This is a genomic window from Caldisphaera lagunensis DSM 15908, assembly GCF_000317795.1.
Taxonomy (GTDB): domain Archaea; phylum Thermoproteota; class Thermoprotei_A; order Sulfolobales; family Acidilobaceae; genus Caldisphaera; species Caldisphaera lagunensis.
The window spans coordinates 776,530-794,147 of the sequence record NC_019791.1 but is presented as its reverse complement, the minus strand read 5'-3'; the positions used below and the strand labels follow the sequence as shown (position 1 = coordinate 794,147).

Here is a 17,618-nt window from a genome sequence, read left to right as displayed (position 1 = left end):
AAATATTAGATATTTTGAACACCAATATATATTTTTAACATAGAAAAATTAATATACTATTAAGTGTAAGTTAATGTATACTGAGGCGGGTCTTTTGAGCGAGATTGAGAATCTTCCTTATAAGGATAAGAGATTTCCTTATCATAATGCTTATATAGATTATTGGAGAAAAAGTGTTGATAATATTGAAGAATTTTGGGACCAGAAAGCTAGAGAACTTATATGGTATAAAACATGGGATAAGGTATTAGATTCTTCTAACCCACCATTTTATCGTTGGTTCGTTGGAGGTCAAACTAATATAAATCTTAATGCATTAGATAGATGGCAAAATACTGTAACTTTTAATAAGGTCGCATATTATTGGGAAGGAGAAGATGGAACTGCTAGGGTCATTACTTATAGAGATTTATATAAGGAAGTTAACAAATTTTCCAAGGCACTAATTGATTTAGGAGTAAAGGAAAATGATGTAGTAACAGTTTATTTACCAATGATCCCAGAACTACCGATATCTATGTTATCAATAACAAGGATAGGGGCTATGCATAGCGTAGTATTTTCAGGATTTAGCCCAGAAGCTCTAGCAACAAGAATAGTTGATGCAAAGTCCAAGGTTTTGATAACGGCTGATTCGTATCCAAGAAATGGGAAACCTATAGAATTAAAGAAAAATGTAGAACAAGCAATTATGTTGGCTAAAAATCAAGGAGTTAATGTTGAAAAAGTTATTGTTGTTAAGAGGTTAGGAAGCGAAATACCGTTTACTGAAGGGAGAGATTATTGGTATCACGAATTGGTAAACAAATATCCAGATAATACATATGTTAAACCAGTTGCAAGGAAAAGCGATGATATCCTATTTATTTTGTATACAAGCGGTACAACTGGAAAACCAAAAGGTATAATGCATTCTGTTGGAGGATATATGACTTATGTATATCATGCGTTTAAGTGGAACTGGGATATAAGACCTGAAGATGTTCATTGGACCTTTGCAGATGTGGGATGGATAACAGGACATACATATATTGTATATGGACCTTTAATGCACGGAGCAACTGAAGTCATGTATGAAGGTGCTCCAGTATATCCAGCTCCTGATAGACCATGGAGCATTGTTGAAAAATATAAAGTAACAATTCTTTATACCTCTCCTACATCTTTAAGATTGCTAAGGCAATATGGTGATGATTGGGTTAAAAAGCATGATCTATCATCATTAAGAATACTAGGTACAGTTGGTGAACCTATAAATCCAGATGTTTGGGATTGGTACTTTAATGTTATAGGAAAAGGAAAATGCCCAATTGTAGATACATGGTGGATGACTGAAACTTCAGCATCTATGATAGCCCCTTCGCCACATCTAGGACTTGTTCCATTAAAGCCTGGTTCAGCAACGTATCCATTACCAGGGATTTTGCCAGATGTGCTAGATGACAATGGAAATCCAACTCCTCCTGGAGTTAAAGGATATTTAGTAATTAAGAAACCATGGCCGGGTATGCCTTTAGGAATTTGGGGAGATCCGGAAAGGTATGTTAAAACATATTTCAGCAAATATCAAGGTCTATTTTATGCTGGTGATTATGCAGTAAAAGATGAAGAGGGATATTTCTGGCTATTGGGCAGAGCGGATGAAGTATTAAAAGTAGCAGGCCATAGAATAGGAACCATCGAAATGGAAGATGCATTACTTAAACACCCTGCAGTAGCAGAAGCAGCAGTAATTGGTGTGCCAGATCCAATTAAGGGAGAAGTACCTATAGCAGCTGTTGTATTAAAAACAGGAGTAGATCCAAAAGATGATCTTAAAAATGAATTAATTGATGTGATAAGAAAAACAATAGGCCCTATAGCAACGCCTCAAGCTATAATATTCGTAAAGAAATTGCCAAAGACAAGAAGCGGTAAAATTATGAGAAGAGTTCTTAAGGCAATACTAACTAATGGACCTGTTGGAGATGTTTCAACATTAGAAGATCCCACGTCTGTCGATGAGCTCAAAAGAGCATGGGATGAGTTTAAGCTTAGTATGAAGTAATTTTTTATTTTGAAATTTTTTATTTTGTAAAAATTATGAGGTGGGATGAATATGAGTAAAGAGGAAGTTTGGGGGAATCCGGCGGCTTTAGGTTTAGTAGGTTTTGGTCTTACTACTATTGCATTAAGTTTAGCCAATGCTGGTATAATACCAACAACTGGATTGACAATAGGCTATGCAGTTTCATGGGGAGGACTAGCTCAAGTTTTTGCAGGATGGATATCTTTTAGGAGAAACGATACATTTGGCGGGACAGCTTTTAGCGGATACGGCCTATTTTGGATTGGTTTAGCATTAGCATTAATTCTGGGCTTACATGTCAGTTCTTCTGAATTAGGATTATGGATGCTATTATGGGGTATTTTTACGCTATATATGGATGTTGGAGCTATATTAGCTAAAGCAAGAGTTTTAAGTATTGTATTAACCTTATTATTTATCACATTCTTTATACTATCCGCTGCTGATTTTTCAACTAGTTCAATGATATTGAAAGCAGCCGGTTGGATAGGATTGATAACTGGTATATCAGCAGTATATTTATCTATGGCTATAGTCATTAATACAGTAAAAGGAAAAGTTGTTGTCCCTGAATAATCATTTTTTAATTTTAATTAATCATTTTTTTAATTTTTTATAAAATTAAATGATAAGAAATAAATTTTTTACGTTTAATTTTCATTTAATATATTAGGGTGTTAATCTAGTGTCTGAAGGAGAATCTGCAACTGCAGAATGGTATAAGTTAAGCGTTGAATTACATAGATATTATGGAGGTAAGATAGAAATAATACCTAAGGTTCCTGTTAGAAGGCTTAAAGATTTCGCTATTTGGTACACACCTGGTGTTGCAGAAGCATCACGATTATCTAGTAAAAACCCTGATTTATCATTTGAATTAACATCTAGATGGAATACAATAGCTGTTGTAAGTGATGGGACAAGAGTTTTGGGTTTGGGTAATATTGGGCCTGAAGGAGCTTATCCTGTTATGGAAGGGAAGGCATTAATTTATAAGTATTTAGGTGGAGTTGATGCAGTTCCATTAGTACATAGAGCAAGAGATCCCAATAGATTCTTGCAACTTTTGGAAGATATTGAGCCAAGTTATGGTGGTATAAACCTTGAAGATATTGAGAGTCCTAAGTGTTTTTATATATTAGATGAGGCAAGAAAAAGGCTAAAAATACCTGTATGGCATGATGATCAACAAGGAACAGCAACAATAATCTTAGCAGGTCTCATTAATGCATTAAAAGTCGTTAAGAAATCAATTAAAGATGTTAGAATAGTAATAGTGGGAGCTGGGGCTGCAAATACTGCTTTCTATAGGCTATTAAAGGGCATTAAATCAGATCTAGAAAATATAGTAGTAGTAGAGAAAAATGGTATCTTGCATCCAGAGATGCCCAATATAGATAAATTGATGATAAGTAATAAATGGCAATATGATATAGCAATAGAAACAAAGGGTGGGGGATTACCACCAAATTCAACAATTGATAAAGCATTTGAAAATGCAGATGTTGTTATTGCAGCAAGTACACCTGGGCCAGATACGTTAAAGAAGGAATGGGTTTCTAAAATGAATAAGGATGCAATTGTATTTGCATTAGCAAATCCTGTACCAGAAATATGGCCACAAGATGCAAAAAAGGCTGGGGCAAAGATTGTAGCTACTGGGAGAAGTGATTTTCCAAATCAGATAAATAATTCGTTGGTTTTTCCAGCTATCTTTAGGGGAGTTTTAGATGTGAGGGCAAAAACAATTAGCGATACAATGGCTATAACTGCTGCATATGAAATTGCTAAATTTGCTGAAGAAAAGGGCTTAAGTGAAAATTACATTGTTCCAACAATGGAAGAATGGGAAGTATATCCTAGGGTTGCTGCTGCAGTTGCTGTAAAGGCAGTTGAAGAAGGGGTTGCTAGAAAAACAACAACATATAAGGAAGAATTAGATAATGCTACATATATGATTTCATTATCAAGGAAGAAGCTAGAAACAGTATATCAAAGAGGCTTGATTAAAGATCCATTAATAGACTACACAAAGTAAAAATCATAAGGTTTAACTTCTTTTTTAAAACTGGGGGAAAACGTGTCTGTTCATATAAAAAGAAGGGGGATCTCTATAAGTTTAGAAGAATATTTGACGACAATCCTTAAAGAAGGAGGAAATAATAATTGGATCAGATTTGGAAATATTGCTAAAAGTTTAGGAACTACTCAGGCAAGCGTAACGGAAGCAATGCAAAAATTAGCCAAAGATGGTTACATATATTATTTTCCTTATAAAGGTGTTAGATTAACAAACAAAGGTAATGAATTGGCCTCTTCAATAGTAGAAAAGGAAAATGAGATCAAAAATTTGCTAATTAGGATAGGAGTTGATGAAAAAGAAAGCGAAGATATAGCATGTATATTGGAACATAAAATAAGCGATAATGCAGTAAAGAAACTAAAAGAGTTTGTTAATAAATGTGTATCTGATAAAAATTTTTAATTTTTAATTAACATAGCTTAAAGTGATGAGAATATTGTCCAAGAAGAGATTTGGTATAAGCATACCTGATGATCTATATGATAATTTAAATAAATTATCAAAACAATTGGACACAAACAGAAGCGATCTTGTTGAACAAGCAGTTAAGACATTTATCAATGATTATAAGCATTACTTAACTCCCCATAATTGTATTGGTGTTATGATAATTTCTTGCAAAGATGAAACAGCAGCAAAAGAAGCCATTGATAGATTTCAGGATGTAGCAAAAACCTATATCCACACACATGAAAATAATATTTGTATAGAATTGCTTTTTGTTTCGGGTCCATCAGAAAAAATTGCTGAACTACAAAAGAACTTAGAAAAAGAAGGAAAATGCCAACCCAGATATATACCTTTAGTTAATGTTGATAGTTACAACAAGTAAACTACCCCCACATTTTTTATCTTAGAACCAGAAAAGAAGATACCTTTTAATAGCTTATCTTCAGCTAAAACTGTTGCAGGATTTCTTTCTCAAATACCCTCAATTGGTGTCCCTGTAATTAGAAAAATACTTTTTCAATGATGAGATAAATATACCATTCCTCAACTTTCTTCACTAATTTTACATGTATAATAAGAATCGATGAGATAATGCCCCCCATTAGGGTAGGAAGGATGTCAGAATCTTAAATCTTAGGAATTTCAACGATAGACCATGCGATATCCTTAGCCTTCTCTAGTTTCTTTTGATGTTCTGTTAAAAACTTTTCTAAACGGGCTGAACCAAACAATTTACATTCTCCACATAACATTGATCCTGATTTACACCTTTTATATATATCAGTTAATTCAACATCATCCGGAACTAAATGATATAAATATAGATCATAAACAGGACATTTCTCAGGTTCTCCTCCCAATCTTCTTTGTTCTTCAGCTGTATTCCTACCACCGGTTAATGATGACATAAATTTCTTCTTTGCTTGATCTATTGGATCTGTTAAGAATATCGTTACATCTGGTTTACTACTGCTCATTTTACCTCCATCTAATCCCCTGATAAGTCTATGATATATTGAAGCAGGCGGCTCCAGATCTAAGTCCCCTTTAAATCTATCAGCCAAATCTCTTGTTAACCTTAGATGTGGATCTTGGTCAGCACCAACAGGAACTACTACATGCTTATATTCACCATATTCTGGTAATTGAGGATGCAAAATATCTGCAGCTTGCGTTAAAGCTGAAACAATTTTCCCTGGAGTTATGTCTCCATAAATTGCTTCTAATTCATTAAATGTTATCTTAGAGCTAAATAGTTGAATTAATGAATGATAAGAACCTTTCCTATTAGTTTGGAAATAGAATTCTGTTTCTTTAGGATCTAGGCCCAATGCAATAAGATTTGCAACATATTCTTCTATACCAATTCTAATTAAATCCTTTCTAGGCAAATGCCTAACTGCATAGGCCTCCGCATCTGCTAAACCAACAAATATTTTAAAACCTAGTTTTTGGAAATAAATTAATTCTAACCCAGTCATCATGTGTCCAAAGTGGAATCTACCGCTAGGCATAAAACCGGTCATAGCTGCAACTTTTTCTTTATTTTCAATTGCTTTCAATATTTTACTATCAAAATCTCTATGGCCAAATATTATGCCTCTTTTAATAAATGGGCTCAACTCTATGTTATCTTTTTTCATTCTATCTATTACTTCGTTAAATGGTCTTATACCAAATAAATCATAAAGCCTACTATAATCTTTAATATCAGGCCTTCCCCATGGATCTAATTTTATCTCGTTTTTTTCAGACATTTATTGCACCTCTTTATAACATATCTTCAAGAAATAAATATTTAGATTTCTATATAAAATTTTAGCCTTAGAATACAACTGTTTTTTAAGGTGGAAAAATGGAAGAACTAGACGAATTCGACTTCGAATTATACAACTACATTAAAGAATATATGCCAATTACTTTATCTGAGCTTGCGAGAAATGTAAAGCATAGCAAAAGTATGATATATAAAAGAATTAAAAAACTTGAATATTATGGACTTATAAATATAAAGAATCAAGGAGGGGTTTCAATAATTTTAATCAACGATCAAAAGAACCCTGTTATAAGCATTGGAATTCTTAGAGCCAGTGAATATCCATACATATTAAATTTTGTAAAAGGATTAAGAGATATTTTTGACCATGTTAACATTGTAGTTTATGATAATGCTTTTAAGGAAGCTGTAGACTTATCAACTGGTAAGATACAATTAGCAATGAATCCTGCAATATCATTGCTCGCAATAAATAGGCTTAGCAAAGGTATGGTTCACATAATTGGTGGAGGAAGTGGTGGGGGTAGCGGTATAGCAATGAATCCTAGTGGAAAAGAAGGTCATTCTACATCAATGATGTCATCAATGGAATTATGCGCTGAAATAAACAAATTAGAAACACCAAGAATTTATAGTAATAGTGGAGATGAAATATTAAATAAGGTTGTAAGTGGGCACGTTAGATATGGAGTTCTTTGGGAACCTTATTTATCTATAGCATCTAGAAATAACATAAAGACTATTTCATGTGAATTAGATACTTGTTGTTTATTAGGAGCAAATGCATCCTTAAGTGAAAAATACGAAAAAATAACAAAAATATTTTCAAAAACGATAAGTACATTTAAAATGACAAATCTTGATGGATATGCAAATTTAATTGGGATGCCATTGGATTTAGTTAAACAATCAGTTAAAAACTACACTTTTTTCGAGGAACCTGATAAAAATTATCTTAAGAAAAACCTATCAAATATTAGAAACGTTGTCCTACCATATAATGTAATTGAGCAATCAGTCATTATCTAATTCCCTTAATGTTAGTCTCAATTCTGTTAGAAGATTGGGTAAAGGAGTCATCAACATAGTTAAATGAGGTCCTTTAATATAATTTAATACCTTTTTCCATTCATCTTTTGGTCTAGAGTTTACATAAGATCCTAAAGCTTCCCTAACAAGCCTTGAGTTTGCCTGGAAAGTTCTTGCATATGCATAAAATACAGCAATATCCCAAGCAGCTTTTTTAGGAGTATAATTGCTAACTTGTTCAGCATCAATTAGAGTCATTTTATCTTCATCTGTTACAACAAAATTTCCTGGATTTGAGTCTCCTAGAGTTCTATTATTATTATGTATTAAAGCTAATGTGCTACCTAAATCACTCCATACATATGGATTCTTGCTCTTCAACACTACTTCGCCTTTAATGAATTCCCTCATCATTTTATATTCATATTTATCAATGCATATGGATAATATCTTTGGAGTATTAACAATCTTCCTTAAATCTATAAGAGAATTATATTCATTTCCTAGCCTTGCTAATGGTGTCTCTTTAAATGGAAATATGGAAGCAGAAACTGCTCCAGCCATGAACCATTTTAATGTACCATACATGTATTCCTTAATTACAACCTTATTTTTATCGTTTTCACAAATTTGACTAGAAAACAAAAGACCAGGCCTTTTACAGGAATAATTATACCCTAAAATATTTTTTATATAATTATCTAAATCATTACATGAATTTAATATACTACCTTCAGGGAGAGACAATAAAGAATAAGGATTTTCTATTAATTCGTTTGGTTTGCATGTTTTTCCGATACTAAAATTATTCCCAGAATACATAGTTAAAAATCCTAGTATAACATTTTTTCCTATATTTCCCATAATTTTATTAGTGCTTATATTTAGCAGGTCAAAATTTAAGTTTATATTTCCATTTACATTACTACCTATATTTTTTATATAGTCTTCATATTCCTTCCTTAAACCTTCTACACCTATTTTATCTATTACATCATTAAATATACATGAATAAATATTTCTTAAAGGTTGCATTCTAGATAATGGTATAAACTCTATAGGAATTCTAATTTTATTTGCCAATTCTCCATATCTTTGCGAAATTTCATATGCCTGTTCAATTGTTACCCTTAACTTATAATATTCAACTAGACTTTTTATGGTATCATCATATTCAACAGGTGGTATTAAAAGACCTGAAACAACATCACCCAACGTACTTAACTTTACATCAGCAGAAAATATCAAATCACCAACGACTAGAGTATTATTCTCAAATGTTGGTAATTTAAAACCATTAACAATTTTTATTTTGTAATTAATTCCCTTTATTTCGCCTTCCATTATTTAACACCTTTTTTCCATAAAATTTTACCATCATTATCTTTAATTTCAACTATTCTATGTATTGGAATAACTGTTTCATTATCATTTAATGTTATTGCCCAATTGCTAACAGCAAAGACCTCATCGGTTGTTATTTGCAGCAATCTAATCCCATAATCATTAGTTCTATCTATGTACGTAATAGTATATGTTTCTTTTTTATCAGAATATATTGCTTTGCTTATTATGTCTTTTATTTTACTTCTTTTTTTAGCCATTTTACACCAATATCTAATAAACTAACTAGATTAATATATTTGATCATTATATTTAATCTCGGTGGAAAAATGGGATGCGTATTTTGCGAAATTTCAAAGAAAGAAAAACCCGCTTATATAATTTATGAAGATGATGATATAATGACAATACTCGATATAAACCCCATATCGAAAGGCCATTTATTAGTTATCCCCAAAGAACATCATGAAGGGATCCAAGATACGCCAGTAAAAACGCTGATAAAAGCTTGGGTTACTGCATCTGCATTTGCAAAAATTTATAGAGTAAATCTAAATGCTCCTGGAGTTAATGTAGTTACCAATAGCGGATCTCCAGCTGGTCAAGTTATTTTTCATTTTCATGTTCATGTAATACCAAGATGGGATCAAGACGGATTTAAAAAAAGCGGACGTCATCAATTAAATGAGAAGGAGGCTAATGAAGTAATTAACATGCTATCAAATCACATCGATGTAGTTAAGGATTATCTGAAACAATTATAAAATGCTCGTCCTAAAATCCTTAATTTTAATAACATGCAATTTATATAAACCATTGTAATCAGTCATAATTGTTACCAAAGCATTGCCAGTATTTTTAATTAGTTTATATGAATTATAAGCACATACCTCATTATCCATTATAAATTCTACTTCTTCTCCTTGACCCATTTTTCCAAACTCTCTATATGCAAGAAACATGGGTTCAGGACAATCAAGGTTCCTCAAATCAATACTTCTCATAAATCTCACCCTAAAATTTTCTAAAATCATCAAAAGAGCAGTTATATAATTGCTCTACTTTTATATCTTCTATGTCAAAATAACTATTTTTTATTATATCTATGAGCTTATTTATCGAATCATTTAAGCCGCTTGCTACAACCTCAACTCTACCATCAGGAAGATTTTTTGCATATCCTTTTAAATTCAGTTTTTTAGCATTTGACCATATAAAATGTCTAAATCCAACACCTTGAACATGACCATTTACTAATATCTTTAGGCAAATTTCCATTAAACCACCTCAATATAAATTAAATTTATCTATAATTTCTTGATCTAAGATGTATTTCTTTATTTTCTTCGGCGCATCAACCTGTTGTTTTCCCTTTTCAACAATTTCTCCTATAATGTATGGATCGTAACCTTTATATTTTAAATCTTTAATCAAATCTTCGTGTATCTCCTCTGGGGCTATAATTATGAAACCCCCATTGGTACCGGCTGTTGCATTTGGCATCAAAAAGTTTTCAGTAGCGAATTCTGATATTTCAGGGAAAAGTAATGGAAAATCAAACAATTTTATATGAGTGTTAGTTAATTTTGATTGTTCCCATACAACTAAAATCCCAGGCCCAGTTACATCAGTAGCTGATACTATGTGTTTTTCTTTGGAAAATTCTTCATTTAGATCAGGTAAATACTTTGCTATCACTTCAGCCATGGCTTTATTTGGTGAAGATATTATATTAACTGCCTTCTCCTTAATTTTTTCTAATTGGTCTATATCAATTCCTTTATTCTCTAATTCATCTATTATGCTCTCATCTATAGCTGTTGATAAATAAGTCGTTATAGGTGATAGCTCTCCCAATGGTCTTGTTGTTATAATTTTCATTCCTTTATCAGCCTTATCATGGAATGTTGGGGGTTTTTTATTGCTAGAAGATAAGACAGTTGCTCCAAGCAAAAGCCTTCCCCTTTTAGGTTGCTCTATATCAAGTAATTTTGCCCCAACTTCATTGGCAAATCTCTTAGCATTTTTGTATAATTCCTCTCTAAGCTCATCTGAAGGAGCGTTCAAAACTGGAGCAATCTTTAAATTATTATATGCTCCAACTACAAATAAATCGTTTAAAGAATTAGATAGAGAACCTGATACTTGTCTATAATCTGATGGCAGGCTTGTAGGATCTATTATATGCATCGTATCATTATTAGCTGCTACCAGCTTATCACCTTTATCATATGAAATTAAATCTGCTAACATGAATTCGTCTTCTCTGAAAGGAGTTACAATGGAATGCCCCTTTCCTAGATTTATTAATGGAGCACAATTACAGATGCTTTCATAAGCTGGTAAAACTTTTTTAATGAATTTTTCCGGCTCATTTGCTGATAGCTGATATACTTGTATTAATATAATTGCTCTTATTTCTTTGTCAAATTTGTAATCAATATCTACATTTTCTCCTAATGGCAGAACTTTCCTTTTTATTTCTACAGATTCAGGATCAGCATAAAATATATCAGCATCTTCCCTCTCGGCAATCCTTAAATTTTTTGATAACAAATATGGTCTTATTTTTTCCATAGCTGGATATACTACTTTCAATAAATCAACTTTAACTGCACAACCTGTTGCTAAAGATAATGGATCTGCACCCAAATTTCTATAATAAGATAACCTTTGCCTTATGTTATTTAGCAATACATCTCTCCTGCTATTCATTTTAATCCCTTATTACTAAATCGGTGGAGAGTTTTTAAGTATTTCCTATATAGAGAACAAATCGTTAAAAATAAATTTACTCTACATATAGATCAGGAATGAATTCACAAATCCATCATCTTCTAATCAATTTTTAAGAAAGTTCCTCATAAATATCATCAAGATATTTAATACCATTATCAGGTATAATACATGAATAATCTCCTTCTTCCAAAATCCCTTGCTCATAAGCTTTTTTAAATCCAGCTAAAACTGCCCCTCCACTAATACCTGGAATTATTCCATTATTTCTTGCAGTCTTAACAATCATTTCTACAGCCTCATCAAAGCTAACTGAAAATACTTTATCTGGTAATTCACTTATGCTCCACCATTTATTAAAATCTTGCTTTTTGATGCCCGGAATTGATCCATTTTCCATTGGTTGTACACCAAATACTTTTATTCCATTATATTTATTATGGAAATATAATAATATGCCAGCAATATGACCTCCGGTTCCCATTGATGCGAAAATGCCTTTTAGCCTTAGTTTCCCATAGATGGCTTGATAATCTAATTCTTTAGCAGTATACCTTAAATGAACTAAAACATTAAATATATTTGAAAATTGATCGGGGACAAACGCGTTCTCTTCCTGAGCGATTTTTTTAACTTTTTCTATCAAATCATTTGTACTATTTCCTTCCCTCACTACTTCAGATCCATAAATCTTTAACATCTTATCAGCATATTCAGGAGAACTATTGGGCATTAAAATTTTAGTTTTTTTGCCTAAAATCGATGATATAGCAGATAATGAAATCCCGGTATTTGCTGATGTTGCTTCTATAATCTTTTCTTTATTATTTATTTTATCTAAATTATTAAAAATTATGTACCATGCAGTCCTATCCTTTATGCTGAGACTAAACGGATTATACCATTCTAGTTTTCCCCAAATTTTTATTTTTTCATCATTTATTATTCCATTTAACTTTACTAATGGAGTAGGCTTATCCTTTTCTATCAATTCTATTGCATTATTATATACTCTAATTCCTGGATCGGATATTTCATCATAGAGAGCTAAAAAATCTAATGAAACATTAACATTTTCCTCATTTTCAGAAACTGCTGCATATTTTGTGCCCAAATATTTTAACGCCCAATAAATTTCTTGATTTTTAATAACCTTATTTCCTTTTATTAAAATTGCTTCTTTTTGGGTTCCGCTCCTTAAGAGCTCTTTTATTTTATCAATAATTATGTTAAATTCAACTCTATCGCTAATCAAACTATCCAATTCTTTAATCTTTGCCAAATTTGCCACCAATTTCTATCTAATTCCTTCCCATTTAGAATTAAATACATAGGTCTAAAAATTCTAAATCTCATTATTTTTAGTCTTTAAAATTGAAATATTTGCAACTTATCATTTATATTAAAAACTTTTCGTCTTTAAAATTAAAAAAGGTGTAAATATGAATGTAAATAGAAAAGAATTTTTACAAAATCTCTTTAAAACAATTAATATTTTAGAAAAAAGACCAATTTTCGAGAAAATAGAAAGCAAATATCCTTTAGCAATAATAGGAGACATTCATGGCTTTTTAGATAGCCTTGATAGATTTAAGAAAATTGCTGAAGAGGTATCAGCAAATAAATTAGTGTTCCTAGGAGATTATGTCGATAGAGGTCATATGGGTGTAGAAGTTTTGAATGAAATCTTTAACTTATTGGTAGATTTTAATGATAAAATAGTATTGCTTAGAGGAAATCATGAAAGCCTCGATATGAATATGTATTATGGATTTTATGAAGAATTGCTATCAAAAATTGGCAGAGAAGGTTTAGATATAATTAATCAATTTTATTCTAATTTGCCTATATCAATTATAATTAATGATGTCTTTTTTGTACATGGAGGAGTACCATGCATTGACTGCAAAAATAAGGAAGATCAAATAAATTTAATTAATTACTTCCAACACCTCAATAATATTAAAGGAAAAGAAGAATATTTAGAATTCAAAGATAATGTAATATTACAAATGGCATGGAATGATCCTGACGGTTCTATAGATTGGTTTGAGCCAAATTATATGAGAGGTGATGGAGTTTACTATTATGGTAAAAAAGCGTGGAAGAAATTTATGGAAGAAAATAATGTAAACCTAATAATTAGAGGTCATGAAACAGTTGATGGATTTCATATATGGAAAAACGATGGGGATTTTATTAGCAAAATAAAAAATAATGAAAAATTCTATAAAGATCAATTATATGGTAGTGTTATCACAGTTTTTTCAAGTAGGTATCATCTAGGAAGAGCAGGTTCAATAATTATTTATGAAGATGAAGTGGAATTTGTTGAATTATGAATTTATTTTATAAGTTTCCCCTTTCCAAATAACCCCCTTACGTTTAGCTTCTATAAATCCTGTTATTAATAGGTATGCTGGTATAAAGTATAATAGGCTATAAGGTTTTTTAATTTTATTGGTTAAGCCTCCTAAATAAAAGAATATATTTTCTATCATATAGGTCATAAATGATATAAATGATAATAAATATTGTTTAATAAGTATTAATGGAATCCAAATTAATGGTAGATAAAATAATAATATTAAACCTATGGCAAGCAAATAAATATTAATTGGATTACTAAGATTTTTCTCATAATCAAAAAATATTCTTGATAATAATCCTTTTATATCATCAACGTTATTCCACGATTTAGTCTTTATAAAATCTCTTCCATCTATAGGTATTATATTAACTCCCATAGATTTCGCTCTAGTTGCAAAATTTTTATCTTCCATTAAATCAGATTTAACAGAAGCATGGCCTCCAACTTCATAATAAGTGTATGGCATTATAGACCAACAACAGCCAAACATTAAGCTATAGTTACTATTTTTATTCACGCTCCTATCATAGCCAAAGTATCCATGTAATAATGCAGATAAAAATGATTGTGATGAGTTTGATATGACATTATCCGTTTCAAAATATGGCATAAATGTATATAATTCTCCTTCCTTTATATTTGATGCAACATTTACAATTCTTTGCATATCTCCTTCTATATCTGCATCCAGGAATAGCAAGGCATTATTGTATTTTGCCCTTTTTACACCATTATATAATGCGTAAGATTTAGCCACCCATGATTTTGGGACCTTATCAATATCTAACAGTTCTATTCTTTTATCAATTTCCATGTATTTCTTTATTATTTCTCTAGTATTATCAGTACTTCTATCGTTTACAACTATTATTTTTTCTAGTTTATCATCAACTTTTACTAGACTTTCAAGAGTTTTACCAATTTTGTTTTGTTCATTTCTTGCTGCCATCACAACTGTTACCCCTCTTTTTCCTACACCATTAAATTCTCTGAACGACTTCATACTTCTATTCAATGACCTTATACCTAATAATGTAATTATGATTATTCCTATTAGCAGTATTGATAGTATTCCCTGAAATATTATCATTCTCTCTTCACAATTAATTTATCTCATACTATGATAATAAATTATATTGTATATATTAAAAATTAATAGTGAATATTTATTAATATTATTTATACAATTCACTTATTTAATTTATTTTTTAGAAATTAAATTGTATATAATAATCATAGATTTGGACTATCATGCCACAAAATAATAAATTTTTAGAATTAAATTTTTAGTAGAGATGTTATACTTTCAAATTTTTAACATAATCAAATAAATTGATTTTATTATGATTAATTAAACGTAAAAGTTAATCTATCTGTATTGATTAAGATCTTAAAAAAATCAGTAATCGGTTCCATCTTCATAGCTTTTGCTCAGCTTATACATTACATCATCACATTAAAATTTTGTATAAGGAGATAATAATTTTTTCGAAGAAAATAAAAATAGAAATAAGAATACAAAAATAAACTTTACACGACTAAAATAATACGGTGTTAAAAACTTTGCCATGTCTTGCCGAACTTCATTCGCATAGCTTAGTTAGTGATGGTAAATCAACTCCTGAAGAAATTATATTAAGAGCAGTATATTTAGGACTGTCTGCTATAGCAGTTTCTGATCATAATACATTCAGAGGGTCTGCTATAGCCATTGAATCAGCAAAGAAATTGGACCTGAATATAACAGTAATTCCAGCAAACGAGGTTAGAACTATAAAAGGTGATGTATTGGTTTTATGTGAAAAGATTCCCTACGAAGAGCCCCCAAGAGAACCTCCACTATTACACGATTGGGCAAGCATAAATAATTGTATAACAATAGCTGCACATCCTTTCCATGTAGGAAGAAAAAGCATAGGAGGTTATTTAAAAAAGTATCCTAACTATTTTGATGCAATAGAGGTATGGAATCCAAGAGGTATACCCTTTTTAAATAAACCAGCTATGAAATTAGCAGAAAAATTTTCTAAACCAAAAACAAGCGGAAGCGATGCCCATATAATACAAGAATTGGGCACATCTCCAACTAGATTAGATACTACTGATTGTGATGTATATAATATTATAAACTCAATTAGGAAAGGAAAATGTTCTCCTACAATTAACTATATGAAAATATCAACCATATTTAATGTATTAAAATGGAGCATAAATCGGAGAATAAAGAAAAATAATTCTGCCTTGTATTAATAATTTTTATTTAATTTAAATTTTTATATAAGTTTTACGACAAATTAATTGAGATTAACTTTATTTCACTCATAGTTTCTATAGTAGATCTCACACCTTCTCTTCCTCCAATACCGCTAAATTTAACGCCTCCAAATGGCAATGCATCCCATCTTAATCTTGGGGAATCATTTATCATAACGCCTCCAACTTTTAATTCCTTTGCAATTTTAATAGCTCTTTTAATATCATTTGAAAAAATAGCTGCTTGTAAGCCAAATGGAGAAGAATTTGCAACTTCTATGGCCTCTTCTTCATTATGGAAGCTATAAATTGGAGCTATGGGGCCAAATACTTCTTCTTTAAATAAATACATATCTTTACCAACATCTGTTATTATCGTTGGAGAATAATAGTATCCCTTCATATTTAATTTAAATCCACCTAGCCTCAATTTTCCTCCTTTATTCAACGCATCGTTTACAAAATAATCCATTTTATTAAGGGCGTCAATGGAAATAACTGGTCCTAGATCTGTTTTCTCTTCTAGAGGATCGCCAACATTAAGATTTCTTGCCTTATTAATAAATTCATTTAAGAATTTATCATAAATACTTTCATGCACCAATATTCTTTTGCCAGCATTACAATTTTGTCCTGCATATTCATATCTGGCTCTAATTGCAATGTTAACTGCGTAATCTATATTTGCATCATCTAATACAATTATTGGATCAGAACCCCCCATTTCTATCATAAGTTTTTTAGCTGTCTGAACTGCTTTACTAGCAATAATAATTCCAGTGTTTGTAGATCCAGTAAATGTTATTCCAGAAATTTTTGGATTTGTAACGATTTCGTCACCAACATCAGCATCCCCTGGCAATACACTCAAAGCATCTTTTGGTAATCCTGCTTCATAAAGTATTTTTCCCAATTCCAATGCTGTTAAAGGAGTAAATGGTGATGGCTTCACTATAACAGCATTTCCTACAATTATATTTGGAGCAACTTTATGAGCAAATGAGTTTGCAGGAAAATTAAATGGAAGTATTGCTCCTACTACACCTATAGGCTCTCTTATCTCTAATAACATTCTATTCTCATTACCTGGAGGATATTCATATGAATCTATTCTATGATATTTACCTTCTAAAACAATCCTTGCCTCCTCAGCAGTTATATTAAATAATTGAATTGCCCTAATCAATTCGACCCTTGAATCCTTCAACGGCTTTCCACTTTCTAAGGCTAATAATTTTGCCAGAGATTCTTTCCTTTCTTCAATTAAGCCAGCAGCTTTTTTTATTATCTTTTCTCTTTCCCTTAATGATAACTTAGATAAATTATTAAATCCATCAATAGCATAATCTATAGCTTTCCTTGTTAATTCTTTATCAGCAAAATAGACTTCATCAATTATATTATCAGGATTAGAAGGGGATCTTATTTTTACCTTTTTATCTGTTTCATATTCTTTTCCAGATAAAAGGACCCCTTTCGTAACCTACCACCATTATATATTTTTTCT

At 31.0% G+C, this 17,618-nt stretch carries 17 protein-coding genes and 1 pseudogene; 9 read left to right on the top strand and 9 right to left on the bottom strand.

What is annotated here, in order from left to right; genetic code table 11:
• The first annotated feature begins 73 nt into the window (after nt 1-73).
• From acs to CALAG_RS03915, 5 genes are all read left to right on the top strand, one after another.
• Nucleotides 74-2,047, top strand: a complete 1,974-nt coding sequence (acs, locus tag CALAG_RS03935; protein ID WP_048816728.1) for an acetate--CoA ligase — start codon at nt 74-76, stop codon at nt 2,045-2,047.
• A 51-nt stretch (nt 2,048-2,098) separates the two neighbouring features.
• Nucleotides 2,099-2,644 carry an acetate uptake transporter gene (locus CALAG_RS03930; protein WP_015232446.1) on the top strand — a complete coding sequence of 182 codons (546 nt, stop codon included), beginning with the start codon at nt 2,099-2,101 and terminating at the stop codon, nt 2,642-2,644.
• A gap of 109 nt (nt 2,645-2,753) precedes the next feature.
• On the top strand, nt 2,754-4,106 hold the full coding sequence (locus CALAG_RS03925; protein WP_015232445.1) for an NAD(P)-dependent malic enzyme: 1,353 nt from the start codon (nt 2,754-2,756) through the stop codon (nt 4,104-4,106).
• 42 nt (nt 4,107-4,148) lie between these two features.
• On the top strand, nt 4,149-4,553 hold the full coding sequence (locus tag CALAG_RS03920) for a metal-dependent transcriptional regulator (RefSeq protein WP_015232444.1): 405 nt from the start codon (nt 4,149-4,151) through the stop codon (nt 4,551-4,553).
• A gap of 34 nt (nt 4,554-4,587) precedes the next feature.
• Nucleotides 4,588-4,983 (top strand): CopG family ribbon-helix-helix protein, encoded by a 396-nt coding sequence (locus CALAG_RS03915; RefSeq protein WP_048816726.1) that lies wholly within the window; start codon nt 4,588-4,590, stop codon nt 4,981-4,983.
• A 244-nt stretch (nt 4,984-5,227) separates the two neighbouring features.
• Here CALAG_RS03915 and CALAG_RS03910 read toward each other — a convergent pair whose 3' ends face one another.
• Nucleotides 5,228-6,358 (bottom strand): tryptophan--tRNA ligase, encoded by a 1,131-nt coding sequence (locus CALAG_RS03910; RefSeq protein WP_015232442.1) that lies wholly within the window; start codon nt 6,356-6,358, stop codon nt 5,228-5,230.
• 98 nt (nt 6,359-6,456) lie between these two features.
• Here CALAG_RS03910 and CALAG_RS03905 point away from each other — a divergent pair, with 98 nt between their 5' ends.
• A complete protein-coding gene (locus CALAG_RS03905) occupies nt 6,457-7,407 on the top strand; it encodes a winged helix-turn-helix transcriptional regulator (protein ID WP_015232441.1) in 951 nt (316 codons plus the stop codon).
• On the opposite strand, the gene CALAG_RS03900 is transcribed toward CALAG_RS03905, so the two are convergent.
• Nucleotides 7,393-8,751, bottom strand: a complete 1,359-nt coding sequence (locus tag CALAG_RS03900; protein WP_015232440.1) for a BUD32 family EKC/KEOPS complex subunit — start codon at nt 8,749-8,751, stop codon at nt 7,393-7,395. The genes CALAG_RS03905 and CALAG_RS03900 overlap by 15 nt on opposite strands.
• Nucleotides 8,751-9,011 carry a DUF504 domain-containing protein gene (locus tag CALAG_RS03895; protein ID WP_015232439.1) on the bottom strand — a complete coding sequence of 87 codons (261 nt, stop codon included), beginning with the start codon at nt 9,009-9,011 and terminating at the stop codon, nt 8,751-8,753. The genes CALAG_RS03900 and CALAG_RS03895 overlap by 1 nt, the downstream gene beginning before the upstream one ends.
• A 69-nt stretch (nt 9,012-9,080) precedes the next feature.
• Here CALAG_RS03895 and CALAG_RS03890 point away from each other — a divergent pair, with 69 nt between their 5' ends.
• Nucleotides 9,081-9,515, top strand: a complete 435-nt coding sequence (locus tag CALAG_RS03890) for an HIT family protein (RefSeq protein WP_015232438.1) — start codon at nt 9,081-9,083, stop codon at nt 9,513-9,515.
• On the opposite strand, the gene CALAG_RS03885 is transcribed toward CALAG_RS03890, so the two are convergent.
• The 4 genes from CALAG_RS03885 to CALAG_RS03870 all read right to left on the bottom strand — a co-directional run bounded on the left by CALAG_RS03885 (nt 9,510) and on the right by CALAG_RS03870 (nt 12,769).
• Nucleotides 9,510-9,755 carry a sulfurtransferase TusA family protein gene (locus tag CALAG_RS03885; RefSeq protein WP_015232437.1) on the bottom strand — a complete coding sequence of 82 codons (246 nt, stop codon included), beginning with the start codon at nt 9,753-9,755 and terminating at the stop codon, nt 9,510-9,512. The two genes, CALAG_RS03890 and CALAG_RS03885, sit on opposite strands and share 6 nt — an antisense overlap.
• Before the next feature lie 10 nt (nt 9,756-9,765).
• Nucleotides 9,766-10,029, bottom strand: a complete 264-nt coding sequence (locus tag CALAG_RS03880) for an acylphosphatase (protein WP_015232436.1) — start codon at nt 10,027-10,029, stop codon at nt 9,766-9,768.
• Nucleotides 10,030-10,038: 9 nt separating this feature from the next.
• Nucleotides 10,039-11,466, bottom strand: coding sequence for a SelD-related putative sulfur metabolism protein (locus CALAG_RS03875; RefSeq protein WP_015232435.1), 1,428 nt, complete (start codon nt 11,464-11,466; stop codon nt 10,039-10,041).
• 133 nt (nt 11,467-11,599) lie between these two features.
• A complete protein-coding gene (locus tag CALAG_RS03870; protein ID WP_015232434.1) occupies nt 11,600-12,769 on the bottom strand; it encodes a PLP-dependent cysteine synthase family protein in 1,170 nt (389 codons plus the stop codon).
• Nucleotides 12,770-12,929: 160 nt separating this feature from the next.
• Here CALAG_RS03870 and CALAG_RS03865 point away from each other — a divergent pair, with 160 nt between their 5' ends.
• Nucleotides 12,930-13,829 (top strand): metallophosphoesterase, encoded by a 900-nt coding sequence (locus tag CALAG_RS03865; protein WP_015232433.1) that lies wholly within the window; start codon nt 12,930-12,932, stop codon nt 13,827-13,829.
• Here the strand turns inward: CALAG_RS03865 and CALAG_RS03860 are convergent.
• On the bottom strand, nt 13,824-14,948 hold the full coding sequence (locus CALAG_RS03860; protein WP_015232432.1) for a glycosyltransferase family 2 protein: 1,125 nt from the start codon (nt 14,946-14,948) through the stop codon (nt 13,824-13,826). The genes CALAG_RS03865 and CALAG_RS03860 overlap by 6 nt on opposite strands.
• A 473-nt stretch (nt 14,949-15,421) precedes the next feature.
• On the opposite strand from CALAG_RS03860, the gene CALAG_RS03855 reads away from it, so the two are divergent.
• A complete protein-coding gene (locus CALAG_RS03855) occupies nt 15,422-16,108 on the top strand; it encodes a PHP-associated domain-containing protein (RefSeq protein WP_172633882.1) in 687 nt (228 codons plus the stop codon).
• Between the two features lie 34 nt (nt 16,109-16,142).
• Here CALAG_RS03855 and CALAG_RS03850 read toward each other — a convergent pair.
• A pseudogene (locus CALAG_RS03850) lies at nt 16,143-17,558 on the bottom strand (aldehyde dehydrogenase family protein); the annotation flags it as partial.
• Nucleotides 17,559-17,618 lie beyond the last annotated feature (60 nt).

Excerpts from the sequence above, each read along its gene's own strand:
- CALAG_RS03930 (WP_015232446.1), top strand. The coding sequence starts at position 2,099 with ATGAGTAAAGAGGAAGTTTGGGGGAATCCGGCGGCTTTAGGTTTAGTA.
- CALAG_RS03895 (WP_015232439.1), bottom strand. The coding sequence starts at position 9,011 with ATGGCTAAAAAAAGAAGTAAAATAAAAGACATAATAAGCAAAGCAATA.
- CALAG_RS03910 (WP_015232442.1), bottom strand. The coding sequence starts at position 6,358 with ATGTCTGAAAAAAACGAGATAAAATTAGATCCATGGGGAAGGCCTGAT.
- CALAG_RS03875 (WP_015232435.1), bottom strand. The coding sequence starts at position 11,466 with ATGAATAGCAGGAGAGATGTATTGCTAAATAACATAAGGCAAAGGTTA.
- CALAG_RS03885 (WP_015232437.1), bottom strand. The coding sequence starts at position 9,755 with ATGAGAAGTATTGATTTGAGGAACCTTGATTGTCCTGAACCCATGTTT.
- acs (WP_048816728.1), top strand. The coding sequence starts at position 74 with ATGTATACTGAGGCGGGTCTTTTGAGCGAGATTGAGAATCTTCCTTAT.
- CALAG_RS03860 (WP_015232432.1), bottom strand. The coding sequence starts at position 14,948 with ATGATAATATTTCAGGGAATACTATCAATACTGCTAATAGGAATAATC.
- CALAG_RS03880 (WP_015232436.1), bottom strand. The coding sequence starts at position 10,029 with ATGGAAATTTGCCTAAAGATATTAGTAAATGGTCATGTTCAAGGTGTT.
- CALAG_RS03905 (WP_015232441.1), top strand. The coding sequence starts at position 6,457 with ATGGAAGAACTAGACGAATTCGACTTCGAATTATACAACTACATTAAA.
- CALAG_RS03865 (WP_015232433.1), top strand. The coding sequence starts at position 12,930 with ATGAATGTAAATAGAAAAGAATTTTTACAAAATCTCTTTAAAACAATT.
- CALAG_RS03900 (WP_015232440.1), bottom strand. The coding sequence starts at position 8,751 with ATGGAAGGCGAAATAAAGGGAATTAATTACAAAATAAAAATTGTTAAT.
- CALAG_RS03890 (WP_015232438.1), top strand. The coding sequence starts at position 9,081 with ATGGGATGCGTATTTTGCGAAATTTCAAAGAAAGAAAAACCCGCTTAT.